Origin of the sequence: Colwellia sp. BRX10-3, from assembly GCF_014077505.1 — a bacterium.
GTDB lineage: Bacteria > Pseudomonadota > Gammaproteobacteria > Enterobacterales > Alteromonadaceae > Cognaticolwellia.
This window is the reverse complement of sequence record NZ_JACGWA010000004.1, coordinates 113,309-133,990: the sequence shown is the minus strand read 5'-3', so window position 1 is coordinate 133,990 and position 20,682 is coordinate 113,309. Positions and strand designations below refer to the sequence as shown.

19 protein-coding genes and 1 tRNA gene are annotated in these 20,682 nt (G+C 37.2%); 10 read left to right on the top strand and 10 right to left on the bottom strand.

Annotation, left to right across the window (positions count from 1 at the left end; translation table 11 throughout):
* The first annotated feature begins 23 nt into the window (after positions 1-23).
* From H4J38_RS08720 to H4J38_RS08710, 3 genes are all read left to right on the top strand, one after another.
* Entirely contained in the window at positions 24-245 is a 222-nt protein-coding gene (locus H4J38_RS08720) for a DUF1414 domain-containing protein (protein ID WP_182131405.1), read from the top strand.
* Between the two features lie 56 nt (positions 246-301).
* Positions 302-2,011, top strand: coding sequence for a DUF3413 domain-containing protein (locus H4J38_RS08715; RefSeq protein ID WP_182131404.1), 1,710 nt, complete (start codon positions 302-304; stop codon positions 2,009-2,011).
* A gap of 99 nt (positions 2,012-2,110) precedes the next feature.
* Positions 2,111-2,187, top strand: a tRNA-Pro gene (locus H4J38_RS08710).
* A gap of 194 nt (positions 2,188-2,381) precedes the next feature.
* Here H4J38_RS08710 and H4J38_RS08705 read toward each other — a convergent pair.
* From H4J38_RS08705 to H4J38_RS08695, 3 genes are all read right to left on the bottom strand, one after another.
* Positions 2,382-3,638: a Y-family DNA polymerase gene (locus H4J38_RS08705; protein WP_182131403.1), complete on the bottom strand. Its 1,257-nt coding sequence runs from the start codon at positions 3,636-3,638 to the stop codon at positions 2,382-2,384.
* On the bottom strand, positions 3,626-4,039 hold the full coding sequence (locus H4J38_RS08700) for a LexA family transcriptional regulator (RefSeq protein ID WP_182131402.1): 414 nt from the start codon (positions 4,037-4,039) through the stop codon (positions 3,626-3,628). The genes H4J38_RS08705 and H4J38_RS08700 overlap by 13 nt, the downstream gene beginning before the upstream one ends.
* A 290-nt stretch (positions 4,040-4,329) precedes the next feature.
* Positions 4,330-6,003, bottom strand: coding sequence for a SulP family inorganic anion transporter (locus H4J38_RS08695; RefSeq protein WP_182131401.1), 1,674 nt, complete (start codon positions 6,001-6,003; stop codon positions 4,330-4,332).
* A 486-nt stretch (positions 6,004-6,489) separates the two neighbouring features.
* Here H4J38_RS08695 and H4J38_RS08690 point away from each other — a divergent pair, with 486 nt between their 5' ends.
* Positions 6,490-7,290, top strand: a complete 801-nt coding sequence (locus tag H4J38_RS08690) for an ABC transporter substrate-binding protein (protein ID WP_259365453.1) — start codon at positions 6,490-6,492, stop codon at positions 7,288-7,290.
* 207 nt (positions 7,291-7,497) lie between these two features.
* Here the strand turns inward: H4J38_RS08690 and H4J38_RS08685 are convergent, their stop codons facing one another.
* The 7 genes from H4J38_RS08685 to lrp form a co-directional block, all read right to left on the bottom strand.
* Entirely contained in the window at positions 7,498-7,704 is a 207-nt protein-coding gene (locus H4J38_RS08685) for a hypothetical protein (protein WP_182131399.1), read from the bottom strand.
* A gap of 190 nt (positions 7,705-7,894) precedes the next feature.
* Positions 7,895-9,178, bottom strand: coding sequence for a serine--tRNA ligase (gene serS, locus H4J38_RS08680; RefSeq protein WP_182131398.1), 1,284 nt, complete (start codon positions 9,176-9,178; stop codon positions 7,895-7,897).
* A 26-nt stretch (positions 9,179-9,204) separates the two neighbouring features.
* The gene (gene crcB, locus H4J38_RS08675; RefSeq protein ID WP_182131397.1) at positions 9,205-9,606 is read right to left on the bottom strand and encodes a fluoride efflux transporter CrcB; all 402 of its coding nucleotides are present in this window, start codon (positions 9,604-9,606) and stop codon (positions 9,205-9,207) included.
* Positions 9,599-10,954 (bottom strand): replication-associated recombination protein A, encoded by a 1,356-nt coding sequence (locus tag H4J38_RS08670; protein WP_182131396.1) that lies wholly within the window; start codon positions 10,952-10,954, stop codon positions 9,599-9,601. The genes crcB and H4J38_RS08670 overlap by 8 nt, the downstream gene beginning before the upstream one ends.
* Positions 10,941-11,702: an outer membrane lipoprotein chaperone LolA gene (gene lolA / locus H4J38_RS08665; RefSeq protein WP_182131395.1), complete on the bottom strand. Its 762-nt coding sequence runs from the start codon at positions 11,700-11,702 to the stop codon at positions 10,941-10,943. Before lolA ends, H4J38_RS08670 begins: the two co-directional genes overlap by 14 nt.
* A 1-nt stretch (position 11,703) precedes the next feature.
* Positions 11,704-14,235: a DNA translocase FtsK 4TM domain-containing protein gene (locus H4J38_RS08660; protein ID WP_310733459.1), complete on the bottom strand. Its 2,532-nt coding sequence runs from the start codon at positions 14,233-14,235 to the stop codon at positions 11,704-11,706.
* Between the two features lie 95 nt (positions 14,236-14,330).
* Complete coding sequence (gene lrp, locus H4J38_RS08655) at positions 14,331-14,813, bottom strand: leucine-responsive transcriptional regulator Lrp (protein WP_182131394.1); 483 nt, start codon at positions 14,811-14,813, stop codon at positions 14,331-14,333.
* Between the two features lie 124 nt (positions 14,814-14,937).
* On the opposite strand from lrp, the gene ald reads away from it, so the two are divergent.
* The 6 genes from ald to infA all read left to right on the top strand — a co-directional run bounded on the left by ald (position 14,938) and on the right by infA (position 20,675).
* Positions 14,938-16,059: an alanine dehydrogenase gene (gene ald / locus H4J38_RS08650; protein ID WP_182131393.1), complete on the top strand. Its 1,122-nt coding sequence runs from the start codon at positions 14,938-14,940 to the stop codon at positions 16,057-16,059.
* A 230-nt stretch (positions 16,060-16,289) separates the two neighbouring features.
* Entirely contained in the window at positions 16,290-17,249 is a 960-nt protein-coding gene (gene trxB, locus H4J38_RS08645; protein WP_182131392.1) for a thioredoxin-disulfide reductase, read from the top strand.
* 3 nt (positions 17,250-17,252) lie between these two features.
* Positions 17,253-17,963: a leucyl/phenylalanyl-tRNA--protein transferase gene (gene aat, locus H4J38_RS08640; RefSeq protein ID WP_182131391.1), complete on the top strand. Its 711-nt coding sequence runs from the start codon at positions 17,253-17,255 to the stop codon at positions 17,961-17,963.
* A 211-nt stretch (positions 17,964-18,174) separates the two neighbouring features.
* The gene (locus H4J38_RS08635) at positions 18,175-19,290 is read left to right on the top strand and encodes a lipopolysaccharide assembly protein LapB (protein ID WP_182131390.1); all 1,116 of its coding nucleotides are present in this window, start codon (positions 18,175-18,177) and stop codon (positions 19,288-19,290) included.
* A 380-nt stretch (positions 19,291-19,670) separates the two neighbouring features.
* A complete protein-coding gene (locus tag H4J38_RS08630) occupies positions 19,671-20,372 on the top strand; it encodes an arginyltransferase (RefSeq protein ID WP_182131389.1) in 702 nt (233 codons plus the stop codon).
* 84 nt (positions 20,373-20,456) lie between these two features.
* Positions 20,457-20,675 (top strand): translation initiation factor IF-1, encoded by a 219-nt coding sequence (gene infA, locus H4J38_RS08625; protein WP_011043571.1) that lies wholly within the window; start codon positions 20,457-20,459, stop codon positions 20,673-20,675.
* The last annotated feature ends 7 nt before the right edge of the window (positions 20,676-20,682 follow it).

Genomic DNA, 20,682 nt, shown 5'->3' with positions numbered 1-20,682 from the left:
TAAATTACCAATAAGTGTTTAAGATGCCCATTGTATCCAAGTATTCCAACGAACGTGTAGAAAAAATTATTAAAGATTTGCTTGATGTACTCGTCAACGAGTCTGCAACCCCTGATTTAGCACTGATGTGCCTAGGAAATACCCTAACAGAAATTATTGTAAATAATGTGCCAAAAAAGGAACGAGAAGCAATAGTAAACAATTTTACCAGCGCATTAAAACAATCTATACAAAATTCTAAGTAAAACGTATAAATAATAAGCGACATTCATAAACAATAATAAGAGAATTAAACTACGCTATGGCTTCATTTGAATCAAAACCCTATAGTAAGCGCCTATTACAGTTAGTTAGCTGGAGTCACTGGTTCACTTTTTTTAATATTATTGCGGCGATATTATTATCGTCAATTTATGTATTTAGTGAATCAATGCCTGACACTTTGTTAGGTCAAACTTATTTAGTAACCACTTGGTTAAGCCATATGGCTTTCTTAACTTTCATCAGTTTTGTACTAATTTTGTTTCCGATCACCATATTATTCCCCCGAACACGTTTTATTCGGGTTGTCGCTTCTATTATTTTTACCGTCGAGTTATTGCTGTTATTACTAGACGCCTTTATTTATACCCGTTTAGGTTATCATTTAAATATTTCATCAAGTGCGCCAATACTTGAACTTATTAGTAACGAAATTCAGCAAAATAGTCGAGCGTTCTGGTTTATTAGCTTAGTGTTGACCATGCTTATATTATCGTTTGAGCTGATAACCTCAAACTACGCATGGAAACACCTAAAGGAATTACAAAAAACCATCTTTGCGCGCTTTATTGTTATCCCTCTTGTCAGCTTTTTCTTTTTTAGTCATATTATTCACATTTGGGCCGATGCCAATCTTGAATATGACGTTTTGCGTCAAGACACTGTATTACCATTGTCTTATCCATCAACGGCAAAAACGCTATTAACTAAATATGGTATGTTTGATGAGGTTGATTATATAGCCCGTCGTACTAGCCCACTTGCCTTTACTGATGCGGTACCTCAATACCCAGTTTATCAAGGCCAATGCCCAAATCAATCTGCGTTAAAACAATCTGTTTTCATGGTAATTACAGATCAAACATTGCACATTCAACAAATAGATAAAATTAAGCAGAGAGCTAAGCGTGGCATACTCTCGTTAGATAATCATATTGATAACGCGTTACCAAAAGATGCATGGTTTAATTTATTTTACAGCTTGCCTAGTATTTATAAAAAATCGTTAACCGAGCAGCATGCACAACCACTACTATTCCAAATTATTGCACAGAAAAACTTAGCAAAATCATTCACCATTGTGGGTGAAGATACCACTGAAGCTGCGGTAATTAATTCGAATGCATTACTAAGCTTAACCAATGAATTATTCCCAGCAACGACAAAACTTGAAGATATATCAAGTTTGATATTTGCCGATAAACTCAATAGTTACGCCCCTGGTTTACACGTATTTTATTTTAAAGGTAACAATAGCTATCAATTTGAACTGTTTTTAGACGCCTTAATGTCAGCACAAAACAAGAAACAAGATGATAAACAAAGCAACGATATTCTTTGGATTAGCTCTATTGGTAACAGCACAATCGATACCAGTTTATCGATTAAACCTGCATTACTTGTTTTACCTGAAAGTAAAAATAGCTCTATCAACAAACTGACTAGCCATATGGATATGCAACCCACGCTAATTAAAAATTGGTTAAACTGTGATATCAAAGCAAAAAGCTATAGTAATGGTGCTGATATTAAAGGCTTAAACAATGACCGTATTATTGCTAATACTATGGACAATGGCATTGTGGTATTTAATAAAGACAAATCAATGTTTGTTGATCAAAATGGTAACTTTCAAAGTTATTCTATCCAGCTAGCTGCGCCTATTACGGCAAAACCTGATTTTCCATTAATGATTGATGGGGTAAATTTTATTAAGCAATTCAGTAAACAAGCACATAACGTACAATAATTAGTCGCTTGGCTAAGGTGATGTGTTTTTTAATTGCATTCGACCCATAAATCATTAATATATCCCGCATAAGCTTTTATCCCCATTAAGCTTATTATTCGGGGTATAGCGCAGCTTGGTAGCGCGTGCGTCTGGGGGACGTGAGGTCGCAAGTTCGAATCTTGCTACTCCGACCACATTAAGTAATATAAATCAGCCACTTATAGAGTAAACAAAAACTCTTAAGTGGCTTTTTTGTACCTGTTTATCCAATATCTAACGTATGTCTAACTTATTAACCTAAAGTGAATTATCTTTTTTAACTTAAAACTTAATTACAGGTTTATAAAATTAAAGTAATTGATAGTGGAAACTCAAAACCAACATATCCCTAACAAATAATCTTTGGTATATCTCGCCATTTACTCGTAAAGCTTGGCGAAAGAAACTCACGTCGCATATGCCACTTCTCAATTCTACCTTGTGCCGCTAATTGCAAGGTGTCATTACCATAACGATGGTTAATACCGTCATAACAAAGCATCAGCTCTGGATCGTCCTCATTTAGCGAAAATAAATCATGTTGTTGAAAATCACTATTCTCAAGCTCAATGGCCCCCACGCCACAGCGATAAAAATTAACACCACTGGCATAAATACAATCAAAGGCGGCTGATATTGCATTGGCAATACTGAGCGTATTATCTGTTGCCACCGGAAATTCACACATTATCGATTTATTATAGTAATTATCGTCATGAGGCGAACTAGCGGCAAATATAGCAAGCTTTTTAACGCGTGAATGCTGTTGCCTTAATTTACGCGCTACAACTACCCCATGGCTAACTAGCGCTGCTTTCAAGTGATGACTTTCGTTAACACGTTGTCCAAAACTTCTCGTGGAAAATATTTCTTTCTTAAGTTGTTTAACCTCATCCCAATTTAAACAAGTAATGCCATTTAACTCGTTAATCGTTCGTTCAACCAATACGCTAAATTGGCTACGCATTATTTTGGGTGACTGGTTCGCTAAATCCCAAGCGGTAGCTATACCTAATACGTTTAAACGTTTTCCTAATCTGCTACCAATACCCCACACGTCAGTTACTGTCATTTTTGATAATACTTCTTTGCGTGATGCAGCATCGTCAACAATCGCGACACCGTTATAACCCGGTAATTTTTTAGCAGCATGATTAGCCGCTTTTGCTAGTGTGGGTGTTGAGCCAAAACCCACACCAACGGGCAAACGCGTTTCTTTCCATACGGCACGTCGTATTTCATGGCCGTATTTATGCCAATCGTTAATAATGTGGTTATATTTTTTGAATTGTAAAAAAGACTCATCAATCGAGTAAATATATTGGTTATCACAAAAGCGGCCAATAACATTCATCATCTTCTCACTCAAATCGGCATATAACTCATAATTGGATGAGCGAATAACCACATTGTGTTTTGCCAAGAAGTGTTTGATTTGAAAATAAGGTTTAAACTTTGGAATACCTAAACGCCGGCCAATGGGGCAAACAGCGCATATACAGCCGTCATTATTGGTTAGCACGACTACTGGCCTATTTCTAATTAAAGGGTCAAACACCTTCTCACAAGACGCGTAGAACGAGATGGCATCAACTAACGCATACATGCGCTCAGTTCCCTTGCTGGTCGATGTAATCGTATTGAGCGCGTAACAACGCCCTCTATTTGAAATTCATCTTCTGGGGTAATATTAACCGGCTGATGCTTGAACGATGCAGATAATAACCTAGCGTTCTTTTTATCAATAAGTTTGCAGGTAAAACAACCGTTGTAGTTAGCGACAATAACGTCACCATCTTTTACAGGCTCACTGCGGTCAACTAGTAGTAAATCGCCATCAAAAATACCAACATCTTGCATAGAAGGCCCCTGGGCTAAGCCAATAAATGTTGCGTCAGGGTTTGAAATTAACAACTGATCAAGTGATAAGCCAAGCTCTTTATATTCAGCCGCAGGAGATTCAAAGCCAGATATACCAGCCTCAATAAAAATGGGAATAACTTTCATAAAACACAACCTATACTGTACATTTAAACAGTATAGGTTAAAGCATAAAATTGCGGAAGCTTTTTGTTAAATGTTCATGCAAGTATTAAAATAAAAGCACAAACTGAAATAGCTTTGGTTTAGCTTAATTTATACAACAATTATCAACAGTAAGTAATATCAAATAATTACGCTTAAAAAAACAAAAGTTTATAACAATAACTGAATAGCAATTATCGCCATAAATTCAGTTAATTACTGTGAATTACATTGAGTAAAATGAGGATAGCTGTCTAATGATGATTACATCATTAGACGATTAATGGAGTTTCTGCTGCTCTATTTTCAACATAATTTAATGCGGCTTGTAGTGCTTCATGGCGATATGTATAACTGTTTTCTTTAGGCACCATAGCTAATAATTCAAATTTTTCTAATTGCTGACGGGTTTGTTGATTTGGGCAGAGCAAAAATACTTCACACTTTGCCTCCTGTGCATCTTTAATGGCATTTTCCAGTGCTAATCCAACAGTGACATCGAACATAGGCACATCGGTTAAATCAAGGATCATCGCTTGGTAATCTCCTACACTACTATGTTGGCGAGCAATAGCTTTTGAAACACTAAAAATCATCGGCCCAGACAGGTAAAAAAATAGCACTTTGCCATTTGCGCGATCCAATAACACGCGTTCGCTATCAGTTAGTGGTACAACATCTTGATCGGTATCACTAATCGCTTTTACTTGCTGTGCTTGCGCTCGGCTCAATTGTTCAATAATAATAATATTAGAAATAAATACCCCGAGCCCTACCGCAACAATTAAATCAACAAAAACGGTTAGTAGCATTACGCCATACATAATCATCATGCCTTGTAGGCTAACTTTGTGCGCGCGCTGTATAAAACTCCAATCTAAAATATTAAAACCAACATAAACCGCAATACCAGCTAATACAGCCATGGGAATAGGTTCAGTTAGAGAGCCTGCAATTAAAACCACCAGTGCTAAAATTAACGCCCTAACCATGCCTGATAAAGGCGATCGCGCGCCAACTTGAATATTAGTTACTGTACCCATAGTCGCGCCTGCGCCAGGTAAAGCCCCAAATAATCCTGAGATCATATTTGCTAGCCCTTGCCCACGCAGCTCTTTATCTGAGTCATGTTCTTTACGGGTGAGTGAATCGCCAATAACAGCTGTCAACAAAGTATCAATACAGCCAAGCGTACCTAATACCAGCGCATCAACAACCATGGTAATAAACATATCAGCAGTAAAGTGCGGCATAACTAAAGAAGGTAAACCTGCAGGAATTTCTCCAATACGGCGAATACTGTCGATGTCGAAAAATAAGATGGAGAATAAAGTAACGGCGACTAAAGCAATAAGCTGTGCAGGTACGTATTTTCGATATTGTTTCGGAAAGAAAAATAAAACCACTAAGGTCAGTATACCCAGTAATAATTCACCAAAATTGATGTTGGATATAATATTAGGTAGTGCTGATATAGTACCTAAAACGCCACCGGCAGGAGCCTCTTGGCCTAAAAGGGGAGAAAGTTGTAAAATAATTAAGATAACGCCTATGCCTGACATAAAACCAGATATGACACTATAGGGCATCAAGGTAATATATTTACCGAGCTTAAGTGAGCCAATGAGTATTTGGAATGCACCAGCCATCATCACAACGGTAAATGCCATTGCCATGCCTGATTCAGGATATTTTGCCATCATACTGGTGAGAACGGCGGTCATGATCACGGTCATCGGCCCAGTTGGCTCTGAGATAAGAGATGTTGAACCACCAAAAAGAGCAGCAAAAAAGCCAACTAATATGGCGCCCCAAAGGCCAGCTTCAGCACCAGCTCCTGAAGCTACACCGAAAGCGAGCGCCAAAGGTAAAGAAACTATAGCCGTTGTGACGCCACCAAAAATATCACCTTTGAAACTTATATCATTAAAGCGTTCACCAAACAAAAGTCGATTCCTTGTCTAAATTTAAATATCGAAATTCTACCAAAAATTTAAATTGATAAGTACAAAAACACCATGTAATAAAAGTAATTTTTTGTATCCAAATGAGCTGTAAATAATGATAAATAACATATTAGCTGGTCTATATTTTTATATCAGAATAATAGAAAGTGACATGCATCTTTAATTACTATCCATGGAAAAATAGCACTAGAAAACTTTCTCATCTCTTCTGGGAGTTATATTGCTGGCTAAAAATGGTGTTAATAAACATAACATTCATTAGCTTAAATACCCATAACCTTTCGCTACGCCATATTGTATTACTACTCGATTAGCGCTTATTGTGTATCCACTAGAGTAGCTGCTGGCCTAAACTTCATTTGTTATTCATAAAAACAGCCTTAGTTTTATACCTTGCTTGTTAGAACCTAATATAATAGTTACTATAAAAGTAAGATTTAATCAGTAATTCGGCAAAAAATGAGTATGAAATCGTTAGTTATAACATCTGCAGTGCTGCTGTTTTCATTTTCCAGTTTAGTGAGTGCAAGCGAAAAAATTACTGTCGCATTTGGAGAGAAATTAGCGCCTTGGGTATTATCAGAGACTAACGAAGGAATTATTGTCGATATAATTGAAGCGGCAATGACTCCTTTAGGTTACGAAATAGAGCATCTTTATTTACCTTATGCACGACGAACTAAGTCTTATAAAGCAGGAGGGGTTGATGTCGTATCTGACGTAAATTTAAACACCATACAAGGACATAGCCTCAAAGGATATCTTTCCGACACAGCCTATTCTTACGAAAATTTCGCCTTTAGTTTACATAACAAAAACTTTAATTTTAGGCAAATAAGTGATCTAAAAAATTATAGTTTATTATCATGGCAAGATGCTGCGATTCATTTAGGTGCAACCTATGCTGAAATGGCAAATAACAACCCTCAATACAGCGAAACATTTGATCAATCAGTGCAGGTGAAACTGCTATTTTTAGATAAAGTTGAAGTAATACAAATGGATGTCAATATATTTGACTATTATCGTGCTAAAGCAGCAAATTCGGATAAAATAGATACCACTCAAAAAGTTGACCGCTTTGCATTATTTGGTGCAAGTCCGAATGGCTTCTTATTTAAATCAGAAGCCATGCGCGATAAATTTAATACGCAGTTACAAAAACTTAAAGCAACGGGAAAATATCAAAAAATATTTGATCGCTATTTGACCGCCGACACCATAGAAAAAATACACACGAAAGAATCGACACCAGTAACTAAATAGAGCCTAATCCACTGAATTTGAATGTAATTTAAACAACACCAGCATAAGGTCCACTTTCATAAAGATATATTATTTGGCATACGTGCTATTTAAAGAACAGAAAATAGCTAATTTTAATATTGAGATACCAACAAATCCACCATATTACAGGGTGTTTATTATTACTGTATTTTGTATAGGATTAGGATGTTAAAAGTATAGCGAGCTTTAAATTTTAATAAAATAAGGTATCGCTACTAAAATAACACCAACAATAAGCAACATGATTACACTAGACATAAAATATGGGAAGACGAAAAGGGCTAAACCAGTACAAAGTGGAACAATCGCTTTTTGTTTTTTTCCATACAAGAAATAACCTATGCCAATGCCGCCAAACAAAACACTCCAAAGCATTATTGATGAACTATCCATTTTTGAATTCACTTATTTGAAGTTGATTAAGGTAACGAGTCTATAAATAACCCGGTTTTATTTTTTGACTTATTTTCTGATTATTAATATCGATCTTTTGCATCCATGCACCGCGACATACCGTACATCCTGTACATAAAAAAATCCAATACCTAGGGTATTGGATTTTTAACAAGCTCACATTAACTAATTAACCGCTAATATTGGTACAACCTTTCATGTAAGGCTGTAAAACTGTAGGAACATTAATACTGCCATCTGCTTGTTGATAGTTTTCAATAACCGCAACTAATGTACGGCCAACAGCAAGACCAGAGCCATTGAGTGTATGCACAAGTTCAGGCTTGTTGGTTTCACTACTACGGTATCTCGCTTGCATTCTACGGGCTTGGAAATCACCCATATTTGAGCAAGATGAAATTTCACGATAGGTATTTTGTGCGGGCAACCACACTTCAATATCAAAAGTTTTTGTCGCGCTAAAGCCAATATCACCCGTACATAAAATAACGGTACGATAAGGCAACTCTAGTTTTTCTAGAATTTTCTCTGCATGACCCGTTAAGTCTTCTAAGGCTTGAAAAGAATCTTCTGGCTTAACAATTTGTACCATTTCAACTTTGTCGAATTGATGCTGACGGATCAAACCACGAATGTCTCTACCGTATGAGCCGGCTTCACTTCGAAAACATGGGGTATGAGCACACATTTTCATCGGCAAGTCTTGCTCTTCGATAATTTCATCACGCACTAAGTTAGTTAACGGTACTTCAGCGGTTGGGATCAAAGATAATTTTTTATTATTTAGTTCGGTATGGAATAAATCTTCACCAAATTTTGGTAATTGGCCAGTACCGTATAAAGAATCATGATTAACTAAATATGGCACATACATTTCTTGATAGCCGTGCTCTTCGCTATGCACGTCTAACATAAATTGTGCTAGTGCACGGTGTAACTTAGCAATTTGGCCGCGCATAACTGCAAACCGTGTACCGGCAAGCTTGGCACCACTTTCAAAATCTAAGCCTTTGCCTAATGCCGAAGCAACATCAACATGATCTTTGACTTCAAAATCAAATACGCGCGGCGTACCCCAACGTTTAATTTCTACGTTGTCGTCTTCACTGGCACCGGCAGGCACTGACTCATGGATTAAGTTCGGTATTGCAGATGCGATAAGGTCAATTTTCGCTAATACTTGCGTCTGCTCTTCTTTTGCAGCTTCTAGCTCATCACCGAGTTTACTTACTTCTGCCAACAAGGGCTGAATATCTTCACCACGGGCTTTAGCTTGTCCTATTGACTTAGAGCGAGTATTACGCTGATTTTGCAAATCTTGCGTATTCATTTGGATCGCTTTACGTTGCTCTTCCAGCGCAATTAATTGCACTGTGTCTAGCGTATACCCGCGTTTAGCAAGTTCAGCTGCGGTGTTTTCTATGTCTGTTCTAAGTAATTTTGGATCAAGCATGATATGTCACGTGTTTTCTTTGTTATTTACTTGTTAAAAATAGATACAATATACATGCCTAACGCTGCTGCAAAAATGCATAAGCAAACATTAAGTAATATGTTTATTGTCGCTTTAAATATGTCACCTTGTTGAATTAATAACAACGTGTCTAATGAGAAGGTTGAAAAGGTGGTAAATGCGCCTAAAAAGCCAATACCAATCAGTGTTCGATAAACACTTACCTCTATAACACCTTGTTCAATTAACCCATAAAGTGTCCCCATGATCAGGGAGCCGGAAATATTAACCGCCAGCGTCGCAAAAGGGAATCCTTTTCCGAGCCAATTTAAAATTAATTGTGAAATATAAAATCGAAAGCTAGCGCCAAAAGCACCACCCAAGGCTACAAATAGGTATAAAGTGAAGTTACTTATAGTATTAGTCATATCGACGTTGGTCACTTTGTTGGTTTAACTGGTTTAAATAATTGAGCTTCTCACGCAGTTGTTTTTCTAGCCCTCGATCAGTTGGCTGATAAAATGTAGTTTGGGCTATTTCTTCTGGAAAGTAATTCTCGCCTGCAGCAAAGCCCCCTACTTCGTCATGCGCATAGCGATACTCATCGCCGTGCCCCAACTCTTTTGTAATAGCGCTAGTAGAGTTTTTTAAATGTATTGGTACATCCATATCGCAGGTTGAAGCTGCCAAGGCTTTTGCTTGGTTAAACGCCATATAAACAGCATTACTTTTTGGTGCTAATGCCATATAAACAGTAGCTTGCGCTATGGCACGTTCACCTTCACTTGGGCCGACACGTTGAAAAGTATCCCAAGCATTAATAGCTAATTGCATCGCTCTCGGGTCAGCATTACCGATATCTTCACTCGCTATAGCTAATAATCGACGAGCGACATAAAGTGCGTCACCGCCACCTGCTAGAATTCGTGCATACCAATATAAAGCGGCATCAGGGTCTGAGCCTCGAACTGATTTATGAAAGGCGCTGATCAGATCATAAAAAGCATCCCCACCTTTGTCGTAAAGCGCAATTTTATTGCCAGCAACTTGAATTAATTGTTCTTTACTCAATACTTGTTGGTTATTTTCAATTTTGGTAATTTCTAAACAGTTTTCAAATAAGTTCAGTAACCTTCGGGCATCACCATTGGCCAACGCAATAAGCTGCTTTTTTGTTTCTTCATCGATAATAACATCGAGCTGAGAGCTTTTAATTTGATAAGTTATCGCACGAGCTAGTACGTTACTTAGATTACTCTCACTGAGTTTCTTTAAAGTGTATACGCGGGCACGAGATAATATTGCCTGATTGAGTTCAAATGCGGGGTTTTCAGTCGTTGCACCGATAAAAATAATAGTGCCGTCTTCAATATGTGGTAAAAAGGCATCTTGCTGACTTTTGTTGAAACGGTGTACTTCATCAACAAAAAGCACGGTTCTACGTTGCTGATGTGTGGCACGGTTTTTGGCATTTTCTATCGCTAGACGAATTTCTTTAATGCCAGAGGTTACCGCAGAAACTCGCTCAATATCGGCATTAGCGTGATTAGCAATAATTTCTGCAATGGTAGTTTTTCCAGTACCAGGCGGGCCCCAAAATATAATGGAATGCACTTTACCTTGCTCAATGGCTAAAGATAGTGGCATGCCTTTGGCTAAAATATGCTCTTGGCCTTCATACTCAGCCAGTGATTTAGGTCTTAACTTGGCTGCTAAGGGTTTAAAACGGTCATCTTCAGCAAATGCTAAATCAAGTGAGCCGTTAGCGTTGGTCATCTAAATAAACACCTTCAGGGACAGTAAACTTAAATAAACTTGGTTTAGGCGCTATATTTTGATGTTTTAGCGTAATAACACTTAATTGCCCTGTCGCATCAAGAATATTAAATGCGGAAAGTTCAACGTTATAAACGCTTTTCGCGAAGCTAAGTTCTAAACTTTTAACGCGAGCATTTTCATTTTTTGCTGTAACCAAATAACGATTATCGGTTAGCTGATTTACGCTATAATCTTGCCATAGCTTTTCGTCGTTACTCGTTATTAATAAAATAGGCGTATTGGCTATCGCACTCTCTAAGGTATAAACACTGACCTGCTCAACAAACGGGTCATAAAACCATAAATTTTCCCCATCTGAAACGATTAATGATTCATCTGGCAGTGTTGTTTGCCAATTCACTAAATTGGGTTTGCTAACCGAAAGTAAACCACTACCTTGTTGTAATTCATTACCCGCGTCATCAAATATTTGTTGATTAAACTCCGCACTAAAGAATTCAATTTTTGCTAACTTTGCCATTAGGGCACTTTTGCTGTTATCGGCATTATCTATTGCTGAAATATTTATTTTTTTGTTTACTATATTATTTACTGCTTTGGCATTTTCACTAGTGTTTATACTGGTTTTTAGCTCTGTTTTATCCACGAGTTCATGACTTAAAGCTAAACTAGTAGTTGATAATACGGCACTAAATAATGTTGCAACTACAGCACTACTTTTTATCAATTTAATCTTGGTTTGCATGTTAGTATTCCTTAATTGGCGGTGGTGCTAATACTTCTCTTGCGCCATTATTACCCGGCCTAGATACGACACCATTTGACTCCATTTGTTCCACAATACGCGCTGAACGATTGTAACCAATTCTAAATTTACGTTGAATACTGGAAATGGACACTCGGCGACTTTCAGTGATAAAGGCTAATGCTTCATCATAAAGTGTATCAATTTCTTCTTCGCTATCGGCGTCTGCTTGTTCACCTGGCAGTAAAATGTCTTGTTCTGTATCGCCTGAAAGAATTTCATCAACGTAATTAGGCTCTGCTCTTGATTTCCAATCCTTAACTACCGCATGTACTTCGTGATCGTCAACAAAAGCACCATGAACGCGAATAGGAACAGCTTCACCTGGAGGTAAATAAAACATATCACCCATACCTAATAACTGATCAGCACCTTGTTGATCTAAAATGATACGAGATTCAATTCGAGATTGTACTCTAAGCGCCATACGTGTTGGAATATTGGCTTTAATTAAACCGGTAATAACATCGGCTGATGGACGCTGCGTTGCTAAAATCAAGTGAATACCGGCAGCACGAGCTTTTTGAGCAATTCGAGCAATAAGTTCTTCTACTTTTTTACCTACTATCATCATCATGTCAGCAAATTCGTCAACGATAATAACAATTGAGGGTAATTTACTTAACGTGGGTGGTTTTTGTGTAAAGGCATCGCTAGGCTGCCATAATGGGTCAATAAGCGGTTCACCAGCAGCAATGGCCTTAGCCACTTTGTCATTATATCCTTTAAGATTTCTAACACCGAGTTTCGACATTAATTGATAACGTCGCTCCATTTCACCTACACACCAACGCAGCGCATTCGCCGCTTCTTTCATGTCGGTGACTACTTCAGAAAGTAAATGTGGGATACCGTCATAAACTGATAACTCTACTTGTTTAGGGTCAATCATGATCATACGAACATCTTCTGGAGAAGATTTATATAAAATACTGACAATCATGGTATTAACCGCAACAGATTTACCTGAGCCGGTAGTACCTGCCACTAATAAATGCGGCATTTTGGCGAGATCAGCAATAACCGGCTGGCCTGATATATCACTTCCGATAGCCATAGCTAAATTTGATTTTGAATTAGAAAATTTTTCACAAGAAATAACATCAGCAAAGAATACGGTTTCGCGATGCTTATTAGGTAGTTCAATACCAATAACAGATTTACCTTCAATAACTTCGACAACACGTACGCTTTTAGCGGATAGCGAACGCGCTAAATCTTTCGATAAATTTGTGATTTTACTGGCCTTAACACCCGGTGCTAAGTTCAACTCGAAACGGGTAATAACCGGGCCTGGAAAAACACCAACAACTTCGGCTTTAATGCCAAACTCCATTAATTTCGCTTCAACTAAACGAGATACTAGGTCAAGTTGTTCTTGATCAATCGGATTTTTATCCCTGTCAGCACGGTCTAATAAATCTAATGATGGCATATCACTGTAATCAGGTTCAGCGGGTTTATCATTTTCTAACTGTTGATAAATTTTATCATGTAATGTTGTAGGCTCTTCAACAACGATTTTTTCAACTGGCTCAAATGCGGCGGCAATTTCATCATCACTGACATGTTCTTGCACGTTCATTGCAAGCGGTTCGCCCATTAACTCGTCGATATCAACGTAGGGTTCATTTTCACGCGTATTATAAGCACTGTCGTCATCACTTTTGGCAAAAATACTCTCATGTTCAGTATCACTGATGGTTTCTAGTGCTTTTTTTACTTCATCAGATTCTTTTTCAAAAGCGATATAATGCTCAGTTAAGCTATTGTCACTCTCACTGGCAGAGGTTTTATTATCAATATTTGCTTTCTTTGACGTTTCTACTTTGGTGTCTTTTTCAAGACCTGTGCCTAAATGATGTTTGACCAACGCTGGTAAGGTTAAGCTATATTCAATAGCATTAATGGCTAACTCCCCTACTCTATCAATAGCATTGAGTAGCGAAATCCCTGTTAATAATACAAATCCTGAACCACAAAATGTAACAAACAATAAGGTACTACCGACAAATGAAAAATACGGTATGAGTGAATTACTTAATACATCACCTAAAATTCCCCCTGCAGAAAAATAAAAAACATCATCAAAATTCATACTGGCAATCGAGGTTATACCGATATAAAACAAGATAAAGCCTATAAATTTCAAACCTAGTGTGAGGTAATCAAGTCGAATTAATTGATGATACTTTTGAAATAATAGCCAACCGGTAATGGCAATTACAAAGGGTAAGCTATAAGCGATTAAACCAAATAGATTTAATAATAGATCAGATAAGTAGGCGCCAACCGCACCACCTAAATTACGTACGTGACTTTGATAGCCCGTCTGTGACCAACCGGGATCTGCGGGGTCAAAACTAAATAGCGCTAGCATAATAAACATGGCAAAAACGCAAGACACTAAAAGTCCTGCTTCGAGAAGACGTTGAACGCCATTTAACTTTGGAGATGGAGAAGACAAATTCACACTCTTCTGAAAATTATCATTATAATACAGCTAAAATACCAAACATTAGCGATGAATAAAACGAAATAACAAACATTTACCGTGAATAACGACTTTTACCGCTTTATTGGCAAGTGATTGGATGATTTTACTTCTTCCATAACCACATAAGTTCTGCTTTCACTCACAGCAGGCAACCTTAATAAGGTATTTCCCAATAATTCACGGTAGGCCGTCATATCTGCAACGCGAGTTTTTAGTAAGAAATCAAAATTTCCGGATACTAAATGACATTCTTGAATAACCTCTAATTCATGAACAGCCTTAGAAAAGTCATCAAAAACATCAGGGCTGGTTTTAGTTAAGGTTATTTCAACAATAACTAATAAAGCGGCGTCTAACTTTTTTGGATTTAAAATAGCTTGATAACCAACAATAAACTTATCGTTCTCTAACCGCTTTACTCTCTCTAAACAAGGCGTTGCACTTAGACCTACTCGTTTTGAAAGCTCTATATTAGATAAACGGCCATTTTTTTGTAATTCAAATAATATGTTTTTATCAATACGATCTATTTTTTTTCCCGTTGAAGAATTCATATATAATTCACTAACAAACCAACTATAGACAGGATTATATCCCAACAACAACCGAATAACGACAGGTTAATTCGACATAAAGTCATTATACTAGCTCCATATTTTACAACAGAGAATAAAAACTATGATTATTGGTGTACCTAAAGAAATAAAAAACCACGAATACCGTATAGGCTTAACTCCTGCAGGTGTTAAAGAATTAATTGTTAATGGCCATGACGTTATCGTTGAAAATAATGGTGGTGCAGCAATCGGCTTTGAAAATGAACAATACATTTTAGCCGGTGCAAAAATTATTGATTCAGCAGCAGAAATATTTGCTATCGCTGACATGATCATCAAAGTAAAAGAGCCACAACCCAATGAGTGTAAAATGCTACGCCCTGGTCAAGTGCTATTTACTTACTTACATTTAGCCCCAGATCCTAAGCAAACAGAACTGCTTGTAGCTTCTGGCGCTACCTGTATTGCTTATGAAACAGTAACTCAAAATGGCGGTGGTTTACCCCTTTTAGCCCCTATGTCTGAAGTTGCCGGCCGTATGTCCATTCAAGCAGGCGCTCACGCCTTAGAAAAAGCGCAAGGCGGTTTAGGTGCATTACTAGGTGGTGTACCTGGTGTTGCTCCTGCTAAAGTTCTTATCATAGGTGGTGGTGTTGTTGGCACTCAAGCTGCACGTATGGCAGTTGGTATGGGTGCTGACGTAACAATTTTAGATCGTTCTTTACCTCGCCTTCGTCAACTTGATACCGAGTTTGATGGTCGCTTAAAAACAGTTTACTCAACTGCTGATGCCATGAACCAACTTATTGTTGAAGCCGACTTAGTTATCGGTGCCGTATTAATTCCGGGGGCAGCTGCACCTAAATTAGTAACAGCACAACACATAAAAATGATGAAAAAAGGTGCCGTAGTTGTTGATGTTGCTATTGACCAAGGTGGCTGTTTTGAAACATCTAAAGCAACCACGCATCAAGATCCTACTTATGTAGTTGATGACGTAGTTCATTACTGTGTAGCAAACATGCCAGGTGGTGTTGCAAGAACATCCACAATGGCATTAACAAATGCCACTATGCCATTTACTGTAACGCTTGCAAACAAAGGTGCTAAACAAGCCTTGCTTGACGACGTGCACTTAATGGCCGGTTTAAATGTATTAGGTGGTAAAATTACATATAAGCCAGTGGCTGATGTACTTGGTTATGAATACGTTGCACCAGAAGTAGCTATTGCGACCTTATAAGTTGTAGCAGTAAAAATGCTTAAAGCCGCTTATTAATAGCGGCTTTTTTGTTTTATAAGTGATTATAAAAAAGAGAAAGATTACAAACCTACAGGCTTGTTTGTAAAAATAGCCTTGCAGTTTTGTGAAAGAAATTATTATTTATAATTATTTCTTTGTTGCTCTCTTGAGATAATCACTTAGAATCCCAACCATTAAGACATTAACATATTTTATTTTTGGAGTAGTTCATGAGCGAAGCAAGACATTGCCCGTTACTCATATTGGGTTCAGGCCCTGCAGGTTATACCGCAGCAGTTTATGCCGCACGTGCAAATTTAAAACCTGTAATGATTACAGGTTTACAACAAGGTGGTCAATTAACTACCACCACTGAAGTAGAAAACTGGCCAGGTGATGCTGATGACTTAACAGGTCCAGCATTAATGGACCGTATGCAAAAGCATGCAGAAAAATTCGAAACAGAAATAATTTTTGACCATATCAACGAAGTTGATTTTAGTGAAAAGCCATACAAACTAAAAGGCGATTCAGGTATTTATACCTGTGACGCGCTTATTATTTGTACTGGTGCATCAGCGATGTACCTTGGTTTACCATCTGAAGAAGCCTTTATGGGGAAAGGTGTTTCTGCTTGTGCAACATGCGATGGTTTTTTCTATAAAAATCAAAAAGTCGCTGTTGTAGGTGGTGGTAATACCGCTGTTGAAGAAGCCTTATATTTATCGAACATTGCCTCTGAAGTACATTTAATTCACCGTCGTGATACTTTTCGCTCAGAAAAGATTTTGACTAAGCGTTTAATGGACAAAGTGGCTAACGGTAATATCGTATTGCACCTAGATCGTACCTTAGACGAAGTTCTAGGCGACAAAATGGGTGTAACAGGTGTTCGCATTAAAGACATGAATTCAGAAGCAACAGAAGAGTTTGACGTTATGGGTGTGTTTATTGCTATTGGCCATAAGCCAAACACCGATATTTTTAACGGTCAACTCGATATGAAAGACGGTTATATAACAATTGAAAGTGGTACGAACGGTAACGCTACACAAACCAGTGTTGAAGGTATTTACGCTGCTGGCGATGTAGCCGATCATATTTACCGTCAAGCCATTACTTCTGCTGGTGCCGGTTGTATGGCTGCACTAGATGCTGAGCGTTATCTCGACGCAAAAGGTAGTCACTAGTCAATGGCTCGAGCTATTCCTTGGTTATCTTCGAATAGCTCGACTTTCCCCGAACTTTCTACTACTTTAAAAGAACCGAACGGCCTACTCGCCTTCGGAGATGATTTATCACCCCAACGAATTATTCAAGCCTATCAATGTGGTATTTTTCCATGGTTCAGTGATGGTGAGCCAGTTATGTGGTGGAGCCCTGATCCACGAGCAATTATTAATATATCGCAGATTAAAATTAATAAAACTTTACAAAAAGTGCTCAAACGAGAGCTTTTTAACGTAACGCTCAACAAAAATTTTGATCAGGTTATTGAGCTCTGTGCAGATGCTCCTTTTCGAAAAGAGGAAACTTGGATTGTTAATCCTATGCTATTAGCTTATAAAAAGCTGCATCGTCAAGGCAAAGCTCATTCGATTGAAGTATGGCAGAACGAGGAATTAGTCGGTGGATTATATGGTGTAGCAGTGAACGGCTACTTTTCGGGTGAATCAATGTTTTATCGACAGAGTAATGCCTCAAAAATCGCACTGGTGTATTTAGCGAGTTTGCTCAAATCCATAGGTGTTGAACTTATTGATTGCCAAATGTTAAACCCTTTCTTAGCTTCTATGGGGTGTATTGAAGTATCCCGCCAAGAATTTATCACACAGCAAATTGCTGCAAAAAATATAAGCCCTGTTGAAAATTTTTGGCGACCTCGGCAATTAACCTTAAACTGATTTGGCAACGGCATTACGGGTAATCTTGAGTTTAATAATCGATAGTATTATTGATAGTTTTAAGTCGATATAAATATTATTAAAAATCATTTAAATTGAATAATTACGCATGTAAATAAAATTATAAGTATTAATAACAGCTAAAATTTGCTATAAATTTTTCTATAAGAAACATTCCTCTGACATAACTAATTAATTCATGGAGAAGTAATTGAGAAATAATATTACTTGGTTATATTTAATCTTAATTGTGCTTCACTCTGGTTTTGCGTACTCCTTTAACACAGACGAAGTCGACATTGAGCAGATGCTTAGTCAACAGATTCCTGTTAACCCAGAAGCCGCATTCTACAAAATTGAAGCATTTTTAGCAGATACAGAATTATCTCTAACGCTAAAATCAAAGTTGATGGTGATGCAAGCAGAAGTTGCTTATATTATTGATCAACCCGAACATATTCTTAAATACTCAAAATCAGCGCTAGCGACAGGTTTATTAAAAGAACCTTGGCACACTAGAGTACTTATCAGTCAAGCTAGAGGATACTTTCTTAGAGGGCAATATAAGGAGTTTTTTGCTACTGCTAATATGGCGGTTATTCAAGCTGAGCAGTCTAATTTATTAAATTATAAGATTGCCGCCTTAGTAGAAAGAGCTAACGCCTATATTTTCTTAGACGATAATAGCAAAGCGACAAAAGATTTAAACCTGGCAATAAAGTACCTAGAATTACTGCCCAATACCTTTGACAAGGCGATCATACTTGAGCAATTTAGTGTGGCAAACAAAAGGCTTGGACAAATAGAAATAGCAAAAAAATATCAAAAACAAGCTATTGATATATATGAGGAAATAGGGAGCCCTCATTATTTATCAATTGGTTATTATAATATTGGTCGTATATATCAAGAAGTAAAAGACTGGCAAGAAGCTAGCAAGTGGATGTTGCAGTCTTATCGACAAGCGTTAAAAGATAATAATAAACTTAATCAGGCTTTTTCATTATCTAGGATATCAGAGTATCAAAACAATTTAGAAAACTTCCAACAAGCAAAAAAATATTTGAATGAAGCTATTATTGCCGCGGATGAAAGTAACTCTGAACGAGTAAAAATACATGTCCGTAAAAACATGGCTAATCTTTTATGTCAAAACAAAAAATTTCAAGAATGTAAAACCTTACTTTTAGACACCATTGAACTGGCAAACACTTATAAAATGCAAGGTGATAAAGTAGAATTAATGCAAAAATTGGCAGAAACATACTATCAACTTGGGGCATTTGAAACAGCCTACTTAACCTTAAAATCTGCTAATTCACTGTAATAAGTAATCGATGTTAATCGAAAAACAGCGCCCGCTCTTTCAAGCTTCTTATAATTAAATTTTAAGCGTTTTTAAACAGAACACATCTTTTTATTGATCCTGTAAATTAATCTAGCAGTCCCCCTTTAAGGTTTGTTGAACGCTTGATTTAACCAATACTAATCCTATATATCAATTGAATTAACTTGGTTTCACTTAAGCCTTTAAATCTCACTAAGTGGAAGATGTTTGTTGGGATTATTCTTTTAATAATACAACACCTTATATTTCATGGTAATTAGGTGACATAGTTAGCCGACATAATTGTTATAATGATTAAACACTTTGCTTTTCAACTATAACATTCTATATAAAACGTTCAGTAACAGGTAAATTTATTAATGAGTTCAAACTATAAACTAGGTATTACTAAGCCGTTTCCGTGTAATTACCTGCCTGAACAGGAAGAGCGATTATTGATTGCTGTTGATGAAATATTACATGAACGAGATCATTATGGCTGGCTGATGCAGCAAGGCTTTAGGCGCAGTGGTAATGATATCTATCGCCCGCATTGCATTGCTTGCCATGCGTGCCAATCGTTACGTGTATTAGTTCAAGACTTTATTCCGTCAAAAAGCCAAAAACGTTTGTTGAAACGCAATGAGAGGTTTAATGTTAAGTTAAGTAAAGAGGTTAAAGAAAGCTACTACCCGCTATACGAACAATATATCAATACCATTCACAGTGATGGCAGTATGTTTCCAGCATCAAAAGAGCAATTTCAAAGCTTCACTGATAATGAAATCACTCAGCAACACTACATTGAAATATGGCATGACGAGGTATTAATTAGTGTTGCGATAACAGATGACATTCCTAACGCCTTATCTGCGGTTTATACCTTTTATCATCCAAACTATAGAAAACATGGTCTTGGTGTGTATTCAATTTTGCAACAAATTGAGATCACATCTCAACTTAAACGACAATTTCTCTATCTGGGTTACCAAATAGAAGGATGTAGTAAAATGAATTATAAAAACCGTTACTTTCCCCATCAAATATTAGCCGAAAATCAATGGCAAACAGTAAATAAATAACACTATAGCTTTACATTAGTGCTGCAATTCGGCATTATCTGCGCAGCTTTTTGTTTACGCACTAATTTAGAGGTTCGGCGCCCAATGGCGAAAGAAGAAAATATTGAAATGCAAGGTACTGTTTTAGATACTTTGCCAAATACTATGTTCCGTGTTGAATTGGAAAATGGTCATGTTGTTACTGCTCATATTTCAGGAAAAATGCGCAAAAACTACATTCGTATCTTAACTGGCGATAAAGTCACTGTTGAATTAACACCATATGACTTATCTAAAGGTCGTATTATCTTCCGTGCTAGATAAAAATTAA

Coding starts and splice junctions, on each gene's coding strand:
- trxB (WP_182131392.1), top strand. CDS start 16,290: ATGAGCGAAGCAAGACATTGCCCGTTACTCATATTGGGTTCAGGCCCT.
- H4J38_RS08630 (WP_182131389.1), top strand. CDS start 19,671: ATGAGTTCAAACTATAAACTAGGTATTACTAAGCCGTTTCCGTGTAAT.
- ald (WP_182131393.1), top strand. CDS start 14,938: ATGATTATTGGTGTACCTAAAGAAATAAAAAACCACGAATACCGTATA.
- H4J38_RS08705 (WP_182131403.1), bottom strand. CDS start 3,638: ATGTATGCGTTAGTTGATGCCATCTCGTTCTACGCGTCTTGTGAGAAG.
- H4J38_RS08670 (WP_182131396.1), bottom strand. CDS start 10,954: ATGACCAACGCTAACGGCTCACTTGATTTAGCATTTGCTGAAGATGAC.
- infA (WP_011043571.1), top strand. CDS start 20,457: ATGGCGAAAGAAGAAAATATTGAAATGCAAGGTACTGTTTTAGATACT.
- serS (WP_182131398.1), bottom strand. CDS start 9,178: ATGCTTGATCCAAAATTACTTAGAACAGACATAGAAAACACCGCAGCT.
- H4J38_RS08700 (WP_182131402.1), bottom strand. CDS start 4,039: ATGAAAGTTATTCCCATTTTTATTGAGGCTGGTATATCTGGCTTTGAA.
- H4J38_RS08690 (WP_259365453.1), top strand. CDS start 6,490: ATGAAATCGTTAGTTATAACATCTGCAGTGCTGCTGTTTTCATTTTCC.
- lolA (WP_182131395.1), bottom strand. CDS start 11,702: ATGCAAACCAAGATTAAATTGATAAAAAGTAGTGCTGTAGTTGCAACA.
- H4J38_RS08715 (WP_182131404.1), top strand. CDS start 302: ATGGCTTCATTTGAATCAAAACCCTATAGTAAGCGCCTATTACAGTTA.
- lrp (WP_182131394.1), bottom strand. CDS start 14,813: ATGAATTCTTCAACGGGAAAAAAAATAGATCGTATTGATAAAAACATA.
- aat (WP_182131391.1), top strand. CDS start 17,253: ATGGCTCGAGCTATTCCTTGGTTATCTTCGAATAGCTCGACTTTCCCC.
- H4J38_RS08720 (WP_182131405.1), top strand. CDS start 24: ATGCCCATTGTATCCAAGTATTCCAACGAACGTGTAGAAAAAATTATT.
- H4J38_RS08685 (WP_182131399.1), bottom strand. CDS start 7,704: ATGGATAGTTCATCAATAATGCTTTGGAGTGTTTTGTTTGGCGGCATT.
- crcB (WP_182131397.1), bottom strand. CDS start 9,606: ATGACTAATACTATAAGTAACTTCACTTTATACCTATTTGTAGCCTTG.